Annotated in this window: 9 protein-coding genes; 3 read left to right on the top strand and 6 right to left on the bottom strand. The window is 57.7% G+C overall.

Annotation, left to right across the window (positions count from 1 at the left end):
• Positions 1-19 precede the first annotated feature (19 nt).
• From urtA to atzF, 4 genes are read right to left on the bottom strand one after another with little or no spacing between them, the layout of a single operon-like run.
• Positions 20-1,288 carry an urea ABC transporter substrate-binding protein gene (urtA, locus tag RAC65_RS11270; protein ID WP_033740212.1) on the bottom strand — a complete coding sequence of 423 codons (1,269 nt, stop codon included), beginning with the start codon at positions 1,286-1,288 and terminating at the stop codon, positions 20-22.
• A 30-nt stretch (positions 1,289-1,318) separates the two neighbouring features.
• A complete protein-coding gene (locus RAC65_RS11265) occupies positions 1,319-2,020 on the bottom strand; it encodes a GntR family transcriptional regulator (protein WP_006117610.1) in 702 nt (233 codons plus the stop codon).
• A 9-nt stretch (positions 2,021-2,029) separates the two neighbouring features.
• The gene (gene uca / locus RAC65_RS11260) at positions 2,030-5,647 is read right to left on the bottom strand and encodes an urea carboxylase (RefSeq protein ID WP_375096707.1); all 3,618 of its coding nucleotides are present in this window, start codon (positions 5,645-5,647) and stop codon (positions 2,030-2,032) included.
• A 2-nt stretch (positions 5,648-5,649) separates the two neighbouring features.
• On the bottom strand, positions 5,650-7,446 hold the full coding sequence (atzF, locus tag RAC65_RS11255; protein WP_375096706.1) for an allophanate hydrolase: 1,797 nt from the start codon (positions 7,444-7,446) through the stop codon (positions 5,650-5,652).
• Between the two features lie 270 nt (positions 7,447-7,716).
• Here atzF and sltY point away from each other — a divergent pair, with 270 nt between their 5' ends.
• Together sltY and trpR are read left to right on the top strand one after the other, a co-directional pair.
• Complete coding sequence (gene sltY, locus RAC65_RS11250; RefSeq protein ID WP_039338782.1) at positions 7,717-9,636, top strand: murein transglycosylase; 1,920 nt, start codon at positions 7,717-7,719, stop codon at positions 9,634-9,636.
• A gap of 45 nt (positions 9,637-9,681) precedes the next feature.
• Positions 9,682-10,029, top strand: coding sequence for a trp operon repressor (trpR, locus tag RAC65_RS11245; RefSeq protein WP_006117614.1), 348 nt, complete (start codon positions 9,682-9,684; stop codon positions 10,027-10,029).
• Here trpR and yjjX read toward each other — a convergent pair.
• Positions 10,007-10,522 carry an inosine/xanthosine triphosphatase gene (gene yjjX, locus RAC65_RS11240; RefSeq protein ID WP_006117615.1) on the bottom strand — a complete coding sequence of 172 codons (516 nt, stop codon included), beginning with the start codon at positions 10,520-10,522 and terminating at the stop codon, positions 10,007-10,009. The genes trpR and yjjX overlap by 23 nt on opposite strands.
• Before the next feature lie 60 nt (positions 10,523-10,582).
• Here yjjX and gpmB point away from each other — a divergent pair, with 60 nt between their 5' ends.
• Entirely contained in the window at positions 10,583-11,230 is a 648-nt protein-coding gene (gpmB, locus tag RAC65_RS11235) for a 2,3-diphosphoglycerate-dependent phosphoglycerate mutase GpmB (protein WP_375096705.1), read from the top strand.
• A 46-nt stretch (positions 11,231-11,276) separates the two neighbouring features.
• Here gpmB and robA read toward each other — a convergent pair whose 3' ends face one another.
• Complete coding sequence (robA, locus tag RAC65_RS11230) at positions 11,277-12,143, bottom strand: MDR efflux pump AcrAB transcriptional activator RobA (RefSeq protein ID WP_006117617.1); 867 nt, start codon at positions 12,141-12,143, stop codon at positions 11,277-11,279.
• Positions 12,144-12,339 lie beyond the last annotated feature (196 nt).

Raw genomic sequence — 12,339 nt, 5'->3', positions numbered from 1 at the left:
CGCGAGGGCGGTCTGAGTTTTACTGCGTCGTTTTCACGGGATGATCCGGTTTTTTATCATTGCCGGGAATATACGGGCTCCAGGGCTGGGCACGTACCGGTTTGTCCGTCTGCCAGACCACGTTAAACTGACCGTTTTCTTCAACTTCGCCAATCATCACGGGTTTGTGCAGATGGTGGTTGGTCTGATCCATCGTCAGGGTAAACCCGTCCGGGGCCTTAAAGGTCTGACCGGCCATGGCCGCACGCACTTTATCCACATTGGTCGTACCGGCTTTCTCGACGGCCTGCGCCCACATATGAATGCCTACGTAGGTGGCTTCCATCGGGTCATTGGTTACCACGGTGCTGGCATTCGGCAGATTGTGCGCTTTTGCATAAGCCCGATAGTCGGCAACAAATTTCGCGTTGGTCGGATTATCTAAGGATTCAAAATAGTTCCAGGCTGCCAACTGACCGACCAGCGGTTTAGTATCAATCCCACGAAGTTCCTCTTCACCCACCGAGAAGGCTACGACCGGGATATCGGTGGCTTTGATGCCCTGGTTAGCCAGTTCCTTGTAGAACGGTACGTTGGAATCGCCATTGATGGTGGAGACCACCGCGGTTTTGCCGCCAGCGGCGAACGTCTTGATATTAGAGACGATGGTCTGGTAATCGCTGTAGCCAAACGGGGTGTACACTTCCTCGATATCTTTATCCTGCACGCCTTTTGAATGCAGGAAGGCGCGTAAAATCTTGTTGGTGGTGCGGGGATAAACATAATCTGTTCCCAGCAGGAAGAAACGTTTGGCCCCGCCGCCATCCTGGCTCATCAGGTATTCCACCGCCGGAATCGCCTGCTGGTTTGGTGCTGCACCGGTATAAAAGACGTTCGGCGACATCTCTTCACCTTCGTACTGCACCGGATAGAAGAGCAGACCATTCAGTTCTTCAAAAACTGGCAGCACGGATTTGCGCGATACCGAGGTCCAGCAACCAAACACCACAGCCACTTTGTCCTGGGTCAGCAGTTGCCGGGCTTTCTCGGCGAACAGCGGCCAGTTTGAGGCCGGATCCACCACTACGGGCTCCAGTTTTTTCCCCAGCACGCCGCCTTTGGCGTTAATTTCATCGATGGTCATCAGGGCGACATCTTTAAGTGGCGTTTCAGAAATGGCCATGGTGCCGGAAAGGGAGTGCATGATGCCTACTTTGATGGTGTCAGCCGCCTGAGCGCTCCAGGCGAACCCCATGCCCGCGACGGTAGCTGAGAGAGCAAAAGCTTTAAGCAATGAACGTCTTTTCATCGATGGTAAACCCCTAATGGTATGGATACGTTATTCAATGGGTTGAAGCCGGGCCTGCTGGAGCATGTGTAGCGTGATTTTTCTGACCTCCGCTTTACTGACGGCAATGTGCCCGGTCAGGATCTGGCGGGCGTCGCGGGTCTCTTGCAATAAAATGGCCCGCAAAATCTGTGCGTGTTCGCGATAGGTCGCCGCAATACGATCTTCCCGGGTAAAATCAAGCCGCCGGATAATGCGGATTTTCTCTGTCAGCTCGGCATGGATCCGCGCCATTTCCGCATTGCCCGCGGCGGCGACCAGCGTCATATGAAACGCCTCATCATGCTGTGAAACCCGCTTGCCATCTTCCACCTGCGCAGCTTCGCACCAGAACTGATACAGCTCGCGTAGTCGGTCGGCGCACTGGGTCGGCGGCAACGCACACAGGCGCGTGACCGCCTCGCACTCCAGGACGGTACGCAAATCGTACAGCTCTTCGAAGTAGGCAAAATCAAAGGCTTTCACCTGCCAGCCGCTGCGAAACCACACGTCGACATAGCCTTCACGCTCCAGCCAGAACAGGGCCTGGCGAACCGGGGTGCGGCTGACTGCCATGCGCTCTGCAATCTCACTTTCGCTGAAGCGGTCGCCGGGCATCAGGCGGAACTCAAAAATGTCGTTTTTCAGTGCCTGGTAAACCCGTTCTGCCAGTGCTTCCGGGCGGGCTTTGCTTCGTGGTGATCGGGTCGTCATCGGCGCTCCTTATTCCAGCCACAGCAGCGTGTCGCCAGGGCTGACAGGGCGGCCGGCCTGGCAGGCCACGCGTTTCACCCGACCCGCGCAGGGAGCCGTAATGGCCAGTTCCATTTTCATTGCCTCAACAATCACCAGCGTTTGTCCGGCACTCACCGTCTCGCCCGCCTGCACCAGCACTTTCCAGATGTTGCCGTTCATATCTGCCTGTACAGCCTGCGCGCTGTTATCCTCAGCGGGCGCGTCTGACTCGGCCTCAGTGGAAGCGGGGGCTTCCGGCTCCTCCTGCGACCAGAGCCGGACCTCCTGCTCAAATGCCGCGGCCTGGCGCTGGCGAAACGCCGCAATGTCGTCGGCGTTCGCCGCCAGAAACGCCTGGTGAGCGGCAAAATCGAATTCAGTTTCTTCGATACGCAGTGCAGCACGGCCCTCGCGGAAATCATCACGAAGTTTCGCCAGTTCCTCTTCGCTCACCGGATAGAAGCGCACCTGATCGAAGAAGCGCAGGAGCCAGGGCTCACCGGCACCGAACTGCGGGTTTTTCAGGAAGGTGTTCCAGATGGGTAACGTACGGCCGACCAGCTGGTAACCGCCGGGAGAGTCCATGCCGTAAATGCACATGTACATGCCGCCGATGCCGACGGTGCCCTCTGCGGTAAAGGTACGGGCCGGACTGTACTTGGAGCTGAGCAGGCGATGGCGAGGATCAATCGGCACCGCGCAGGGTGCACCCAGATAAACATCGCCCAGGCCCAAAATCAGGTAGCTGGCATTGAACAGCGTATCGCGAACCTGTTCACGATCGGATAATCCATTGATACGTTGAATAAAATCGACGTTATTGGGTAGCCAGGGCGCGCTGGCGCGCACGGTTTCTTTATAACGTTCGACGGCACCGAGCGTGGCGCTGTCTTCAAACGCCATCGGCATCCAGACAATGCGAGAGGGCACTTTCAGCGTGCTGACATCACCGAGCATGGCTTCCCGGGCCAGCAGCTCGGACATTAACTGGGACTGCGACAGGGTAAGGCTGTCATAGCGAATTTGCAGTGAACGCACGCCGGGGGAGAGCTCTTCGATGCCGTCAACCGGTCGCTCACGCAGCGACGCCATCAGCAGATGAACACGGAGGCGGAGCGCCAGATCCAGCACGTTGTCGCCATATTCGATCAGAATGTATTTATCGCCGGCCTGACGATACACCGCCTGCGGTGTGGTGTCGGTGGCGGCAACGGCGGCGAGCACGGTAGCGGAGCCAAAGCGGTTGTCGGCCAGCGACGGTAGGTCAAACATCTGCGCCGTGTGCGGACGCAACGTGGCGATGACCTGCAACCGGGCATTTTCCAGCGCGACGGCTTCTTCGACGCTGATGGGATGGAAGCGAATTTTATCGCCCGGTTTGACCTGGCCGACCTTCCACAGTTCGGCTTTGGCTATCGTCACCGGGCAGACAAAGCCGCCGAGGCTGGGACCGTCGTGGGTCAGGATGACCGGAAAGTCACCGGTGAAGTTGATCGCGCCAATCGCGTATTCACAGTCGTGCACGTTGGACGGATGCAGGCCCGCTTCACCGCCGTTAGCGCGCGTCCAGGTCGGTTTAGGCCCGACCAGACGTACACCAAGGCGGTTGGAGTTGTAGTGAACCTGCCAGTCGCTGGCAAAGAATTCATCGATGGCGGCTTGGGTGAAAAAGTCAGGTGCGCCGTGCGGGCCGTACAGGACACCAATGTGCCATTCGCTGGTGTACGTCGGGATCAGCGCCGGGCTGAGTGCCTGCGGAGCGCTGACCGGCGCGGGCGTGGTGCAGGCTGCCAGTGACGGTTGCGAGACAGGCAGCATATCGGCAACCCGAAGCGTGCGGCCGGCGTGCCCGCCAAACTGGCCCAGAGAAAAGGTGGAACGACTGCCAAGGTATTCCGGGACATCAAAGCCGTTACGGATAGCCAGATAACAGCGGCAACCGCGCTGGGCACGACCCAGTGTCAGCGTTTGGCCAGCATTGACCGTTATCGGCTGCCAGTTGCTGACAGGGATGCCATCCAGCGTGGCGCCGCAGTCTGCCCCTGTGAGAGCAAGGGTCGCCGCGCAATGAAAGCGCAGCGTTGGGCCCTGTAGGGTAAATTCCAGCCCGGCCGCCGACTCGTGATTCCCGACGATGCGGTTGGCAAGGCGGAAGGCATAATCATCCATTGGACCTGACGGCGGGACGCCGATATTCCAGTAACCCAGACGGCCCGGCACGTCCTGGATGGAGCTGAACGTGCCCGCCTGCAGCACTTCGACTACGGCTGCCGCGGGCGTAAAGCTGTCCAGAAAACGTGTCCAGACCTTGCCGCTAAGGAACGCCTCGGTGGCCACGACCTGCCGCAGATAATCAAGATTGGTGGCGATACCGTGCAGTTGTGTGGCGTTCAGTGCGCATTGCAGTTTTTCCAGCGCCGCCTCTCGCGTGTCCGCATGGACGATGAGCTTGGCGATCATCGGATCGTAATAGCTGGAAACCTCGCTGCCGGTCGTCACCCAACTGTCCACACGGACATCGTCAGGAAAACTGACATGCGTGAGCACGCCGGGGCTGGGCTGGAAGTTTTTTAACGGATCTTCGGCGTACAAACGGACTTCAATCGACGCGCCCTGCGGTGCCTGCTGCAGGCGCGGCCAGTCGATCGCTTCGTCAGCGGCGACGCGCAACATGCATTCCACCAGGTCGAGGCCGGTGACGCATTCGGTGACCGGATGCTCAACCTGCAGGCGGGTATTCACTTCCAGGAAATAGAAGGCGTCCTGCTGTGCATCATAAATGTATTCCACGGTCCCCGCGCTGCGGTAATTGACTACCTCACCCAGCCGAACGGCTGAGGCAAGCAACGCCGCGCGCGTGGCCGCGGGCAGGCAGGGCGCGGGGGTTTCCTCCACCACTTTCTGGTTGCGGCGTTGCAGCGAACAGTCGCGCTCACCCAGCGCCACCACGGTGCCCTTGCCATCACCGAAGATCTGCACTTCCACGTGGCGGGCATGATCGATACAGCGTTCGAGGAAAACGCCTGCGTCACTAAAGAATTGTTCGCCCAGTCGACGGACGCTCTCCCAGGCATTGCGCAGTGCCCCGGCGTCGGCACAGCGCGTCAGCCCAATGCCTCCGCCGCCTGCCGTGCTTTTTAACATCACCGGATAACCGATGGATTCGGCTGCGCTGAGGGCGTCATCAAGTGTGTTGAGCAGCGGCGTGCCTGGCGTCATCGGTACTCCGGCCTGCGCGGCTAACTCACGGGCGCGATGTTTCAGCCCAAACTCACCAATTTGCGCAGCCGTGGGACCGACAAACACGATACCGGCCTCTTCACAGGCGGCAGCAAAGGGCAGACTTTCTGACAGAAAACCATAGCCGGGCCAGACCGCCTGGGCGCCCGTTTCCTGCGCCGCCGCCAGAATTTTGTCGATGCGCAGATAGCTGTCACTGGCTTTGTCGCCGCCCAGACCCACGGCGATATCCGCCTCTTTCACATGCTGTGCGTTGCGGTCGGCATCGGAAAACACGGCCACGCTTTTAATGCCCAGACGTTTCAGCGTGCGGATGGCGCGACAGGCAATTTCACCCCGGTTAGCAATCAGGACTGTGCTGAACATAATTAGTTACTCCCAGGCGAGGCAAGCCAGTTACGCCAGCCGCCAAATTCAGTGATTTCCAGCGCGCCGGTTAGCGCGGCACCTTCACAAATAAAGCCTTTCACCACACGTCCATCGGCAAGCGTCAGATTGCCAATGCCCAGTGGGGCAGGGATTTCCGCCACAAACTCACCGAAGCGCGCCAGCGGGATATCCCAGAGTTCAACGGTAATGGCCGCCCCCTGTTCTGTGCGCATCAGGCCGGGTTTCTTAATCGGACCCTCTAATAAGGCAAACAGGCGATACTGGCTGGCGGTCTGCGTCTCTTCCACCAGAACGGCCTGGCGCGTGGTGAGCTGGAAATTAAGGGGCATCCCGGTGAGGTGTGCGCCGACGACGGCCACCCGAACATGATCGTGGGATAGAGGAAGCGCCGTCGGGGAGGACGGCAGTGGCAGGCCGGTTGCGCCGAGAGGCAGGGCCAGAGCCTGCTGCCAGCGCATGCCAAACTGCGCCAGCGCGCGGTCATGCCAGGCGGGAGCGATGAGCGTAATGCCCGCCGGCAGGTCGTCGTTTCTGAACGGGGCGGGCAGGGCCAGTGCAGCAAGATCGGCCAGATTAGTGAAGTTGGTATAAGTGCCAAAATGCGCGTTATACAGTACCGGCTCCTGCTGCATTTCGTCCAGCGTGTAAATGGTGGGCGAGGTGGGCACCACCAGCGCATCAAACGAGGCCAGAACCTGCTGAATGTGCCGGGCCAGTTCGGCACGCTGGTATTCGGCCTGCCAGGCATCCACGGCGCTGTACTTCAGGCCATTCGCCACAATGCCGTGGACCACCGGATCCATGTTCTCTGGCTGGTTAAGCATCTCGCCTACGGCGACGGTGCGCTCGGCGACCCACGGACCCTGATAAAGCTGCTCGGCGAGCTGGCGGAAAGGGGTAAAGTCAATGGGATGCAACGTCGCGCCGGTCGCCTTCAGTGCGCTGAGCGCGGCATCCCAGGCGGCTTCGGCGGCGGCATCATCGTAAAATTCCGGTGTAGCCGGAATGGCGAAATCAGGACGGGCTTTCATGCCTGCTGGGGCCGTACGGGGATTCACGCGCGAATAGGCGTCTTTCTCGTCGTAGCCACCGGCCAGGCTGGCCACGGTAAAGGCGTCTTCAACCGTCAGCGCAAACACCGAAATCGTATCGTTCAGGCGACAGGCCGGGACCACACCACGGGCAGAGAACCAGCCCTTTGTCGGTTTCAGGCCGACAATATTGTTAAACCCTGCCGGCACCCGACCTGACCCGGCGGTGTCAGTACCGAGTGAGAAACCCACCAGGCCACGCGCCAGTACCGAGGCCGATCCGGAACTGGATCCGCCACTGACAAAATCCGGATCAAAGGTATTACACACCGCGCCATAAGGTGACCGTGCGCCCACCAGGCCGGTTGCAAACTGATCAAGGTTGGTTTTGCCGATGACCACCGCACCTGCTGCTTTCAGGCGAGCCACCACAAAGGCATCCTCTTCAGCGGTGTAGCTAAACGCCGGGCAGGCGGCGGTGGTCGGCCAGCCTGCGACATCAATATTGTCTTTGACCGCGAACGGCACACCGAACAAAGGAAGCGCGTCGGGATCCTGCTGATAGCGTGCCAGAAGCGGCGTGATTTGTGCTTCGAGTTGCGCCGGACTGGCAAGACAGATCCAGGCATTATCACTGGGTTCCTGTTCCGCCAGGTGGGTTGCCAGCAACGTGTGAAGCTGCTGTGGGTGCTGCCGGGCGCGTTGCTGCCATTCGCTAAGGGTCAAGCCAGATGTTGAAGCCATGCAATAAATTCCAACTGGTATACAAGATGGCATTCAACAGAGCAAAGGCTGTGCCAGATTTTTAACTTGATGAATCAAAGAGATAAAGCGGCATGCCATAAGTTTATGTGATGATAAAATGCACAGCCGTAGCGCAGAACGTGTGACATTGCGGTGCGCCACGCCTGCGCAAAGGTAAATTTTGTGAAGAACATGGCAAGAGTGGCTTCCCCTGGTTAGCATGAATAACGTCTGGCACCCTGCCAGGGCCCAGCAACAGAGGAGATTTACGTGGAGAAGTGGCGTAACGGGATGATAGGGTTCTGCCTGGTGAGCATGGCCGGCAGCGCATGGGCTGATTCGCTTGATCAACAACGGCAACGATATCAACAGATTAAACAGGCGTGGGACAGTAACCAGATGGCGACAGTCGATCAACTGTTACCGACGCTGCAGGATTATCCGCTTTATCCCTACTTAGAATACCGTTTGCTGGCGCAGGATCTGGATCAGGAAACCAGCCTGGCGGTGCAGAACTTCATTCAAAAGTACCCCACCTTGCCCCCGGCACGGTCGCTGAAAACACGGTTTGTGAACGTGCTGGCCCATCGTCAGGACTGGCAAGGCGTACTGAATTTCAGCCCGGATGAACCGACGCCGGTGCAGGCGCGCTGCAACTGGTATTATGCAAAATGGTCTACCGGTCAGCAGCAGGCGGCCTTTGCGGGCGCAAAAGCGATTTGGCTGCGCGGCACCGCCTTGCCGAATGACTGTGACAAGCTGTTTTCAGTCTGGCAGGCCTCAGGGCAGCTCTCGCCTATTACGGTGCTGGAGCGCATTCGTCTGGCGATGAAAGCGGGCAATGACAGCCTGGTCAGCTATCTGGCGAAGATGCTGCCCGCTGATTACAAGACGATGTCGGATGCCTTACTGACGCTGCAGAAAGATCCCCAGTCCGTAACGACTTTTGCCAACAGCGTTGGTGCCACCGACTTTACGCGCCAGGCCACTATCTTTGCCTTCGCCCGTGTGGCGCGTGCCGATATGGAAAATGCCCGCAGCATGATTCCCGAACTGGTCCGGGCGCAAAAAATGGGGCCGGAGGATGAACAGGCGCTGAAGGAGATTGTGGTCTGGCGCATGATGGGCAGCGATCTGACTTCTGAGCAAGCGCGCTGGCGCGATGCGGTGGTGATGAACAGCGAATCAACTGCCTTGCTGGAGCGGCGCGTCCGCCTGGCGCTGAGTGAAAATGACCGTCGTGGCCTGAATACCTGGATTGCCCGTCTGCCGGTAGAAGCGAAAGAGAAAGACGAATGGCAATACTGGCAGGCCGATCTGCTCTATTCCAAAGATCGCAAAGAAGAAGCCGATGAGATTCTGCGCAAACTGATGACGTCACGCGGCTTTTACCCGATGGTGGCTGCACAGCGTCTGGGCGTGAATTATCCTCTGCAGGTAGATGCCGCACCGAAACCCGACAGCGCCACGATACAGGGGCCCGAGCTGGCCCGGGTACGCGAGCTGATGTACTGGGGGCTGGATAATCTGGCGCGAAGCGAATGGGCCAACCTGATTAACAGCAAAACCCATGTCCAGCAGCAGATGCTGGCGCGTTACGCAAGCGAGCAGGACTGGTGGGATCTCAGCGTACAGGCCACCATCACCGCAAAAATGTGGGACAGCCTGAAAGAACGCTTCCCGCTGGCATGGCAGAATCTTTATAAGCAGAACACACAGGGGAAAACCATTCCGCAGAGCTATGCGATGGCGATTTCCCGTCAGGAAAGTGCGTGGAACCCGAAAGCGCGTTCCCCGGTCGGTGCGAGTGGCCTGATGCAAATTATGCCCGCCACCGCCACGCATACCGTGAAGATGTTTAGCATTCCTGGCTATGTGAATCCGTCTCAGCTGTTCGATCCGCAAACCAATATCCAGATTGGCACGCAGTATCTGGATTATGTCTATCAGCAGTTTGATAAGAACCGGATCTTCGCCTCGGCGGCCTACAACGCCGGGCCCGGTCGCGTACGGACCTGGCAAAACAGCACCGCGGGCAATCTGAGTGCCGTCGCCTTCATCGAAACCATTCCGTTTTCCGAAACGCGGGGTTACGTGAAGAATGTGCTGGCTTATGATGCCTACTATCGCTACTTCCTGGGCCAGCCTGACAAGATCCTGTCAGATGCTGAGTGGAATCGCCGTTACTAGCTGTGTTAAGCTTCCGTACTCTTTAGTGAGTACGGAAGCCCTCTCATGAACCAACCTGCTGTGCCACCCGAAACTGAACAGGCTGCGGAGTCGAACTGGCTACGTTTTGTTGATCTGATTCAGCAGGCGTTTGCCGACCAGCATGCGTTACCGCTCCTGCAACTCATGATGACGCCCGATGAGCGGGAAGCCTTTGGCACACGTCTGCGTATCATCGAATCGCTGCTGAACGGCGACATGAGCCAGCGTGAGTTGAAAAATGAGCTTGGCGTCGGCATCGCGACCATCACCCGGGGATCGAACAGCCTGAAAGAGGCGCCTCCCGCACTCAAGCGCTGGCTGGAGGCCCAATTGCGCCACCCGGAGTCGATTACGCGTAATAAGGATGCGTAAACGGGCAGAGCGCCAGAATTAACGCCTGATGATACACACTGGAGCGGCTGAGCAGACCATGGGTTAACGTGCCTATCGCACCGCCTTTGTGTTTAATGTTTTCTATGCCGGTCAGGCGCGCCATCTCGTCGCCCAGTTCACGGCCTTCACGTAAACCCGCCATCACGGGCGGCGGCAGCGTAAAGCTGGCTGAACGTGATTCACCCCGCTGCTTGTGGTTTTCCACCACTATCCAGGCAAACGCACTCTCTTCTTCAATGCCTGCTTCAATCGCGACCCAAAAATCTGCTTCCGGGCGAACCTGACGGGCATTCATGACGCGCTGACGTGCGCCGGTGCGGGTTTCAAGATTAGAGAGGGGCTGTGCTGCCACGCCGCTCTCGACCTCCACCCCTTCTGTATGGCAGGATCCCTCGCCGAAAACGTCGTTGAATGCCTGAGCAATCGCACGAATCTTCGCTGGATTGGTGGTAGCTGCGACGACATGGTACATAATTAATTGAACCCTCAGGTAATAAAGGCGATTTTGGTCGCAGTATAACGGAAACTACGCATGCTACAGGTCTATCTTGTTCGTCACGGTGAAACGGTATGGAATGCAGAACGCCGCATTCAAGGGCACTCCGACAGTCCGCTGACGGCAAAAGGCGAGCACCAGGCCCGTCAGGTCGGTGAACGGATTAAACACGCAGGTATCACCCATATCATTTCCAGCGACTTAGGACGTACCCGACGTACGGCAGAAATCATTGCCGATGCCTGCGGCTGCGATGTCACCTTTGACGCCCGCCTGCGCGAACTGAATATGGGCGTGCTGGAAAAACGCCTGCTGGACGAGTTGAGTGCGGAAGAAGAGGGCTGGCGCGCGTCGCTGGTTAACGGCACTGAGGGTGGCCGTATTCCGCAGGGCGAATCCATGACAGAACTGGCGCAGCGTATGCAGGATGCCCTGAATGCCTGCCTGGCGTTACCGGCTGGCAGCCACCCCTTGATTGTCAGTCATGGTATGGCGCTGGGCGTGCTGGTGAGCACCATTCTGGGATTGCCTGCGTATGCGGAACGTCGTCTTCGTCTGCGTAACTGTTCGATTTCCCGCGTTGATCATCAACAAAGCGCCTGGCTGGCAGCGGGCTGGGTGGTCGAAACGGCGGGAGATATTTCGCATCTTGACGAGCCCGCGCTGGACGAACTCCAGCGGTAAGTTGACAGATTATGCCGTCATCGCGACGGCATAATCACAAACGCGATTAACGGCGAATCGGGATCAGATACTCGCACTTAATATCTGCTGGGGGTTCGGTCCGTTTCTTTCCGCCATGGGTAATAAAACGTTCAATATCCTGGCCCTGACGGCGAGTCAGTCCCAGTGTCGGCATGCAGGTGCCATACAGTAACAGGATAAATTCCTGCAAATCTACGCGGGGACCTGCATAGTTGAACTGCACATAGTCGCCTGCTTCCAGGCTGACGTTCTGCCCGGAGTGCATATTCGTTGCGCTGTCCACAGGCACCGCCGTGGTATACAGAATCTCCTGCTCATCATCCTTTTCATGACTGGCACGGACCTGGTGCAGACCGTAAAGCACTGGCGGCACCGTATCCGTTTCCAGCAGAAACTGCCGCCAGAAGTGGAGGCGCATTTCATCACGATATTTGGAAATTTGTTCCAGCGTGCAGGTGTAGCTCTGTGTCTGACCAAACAGTACGGTTTCCGGCAGCGTAACGAACTGGTGTTCCGGCAGTGTGTCATTGCCCAGGCGAATCGGTGGGCGAATGCCGAAGGAGTTCCAGTCAGATGAACGGCGATACCATGCAGGGGTTTGATTAAACTGCTTTTTAAAGGCACGCGTAAAGGTCTGCTGGGAATCGAACCGATACTGTAAGGCGATATCAAGAATCGGGCGACTGGTCAGGCGAAGCGCGACGGCGGCTTTAGAAAGACGCCGTGCCCGGATGTAAGCGCCGATGGCGTGCCCGGTGACATCTTTGAACATCCGTTGTAGATGCCATTTAGAATAACCTGCCTTAATGGAAACGTTATCCAGTGAAAGGGGTTGATCCAAATGGCTCTCCAGCCAGGCAAGCAAATCGCGAATGATACCGGCTTGGTCCATAAAACATCCTCATACTCTGGTGGCGCAGCTAAATGAAGTCGACGAATAATAGTACTTATAGCGTAAAGACGTGATCGGCTTTGATTGGGGTAGTTGTACTATTCACTAACGCGGGAGTTTATACCCTTTTTGCATTGGTTATTGTATCAATTGACAGTACATTACATGCTCATCTATTACATTTGCAATGGTAACT

Source organism: Pantoea sp. BS_8, assembly GCF_041954965.1.
GTDB lineage: Bacteria > Pseudomonadota > Gammaproteobacteria > Enterobacterales > Enterobacteriaceae > Pantoea > Pantoea stewartii.
The sequence above is the reverse complement of the archived record's forward strand: the minus strand, read 5'-3'. Positions and strand labels throughout refer to the sequence as shown.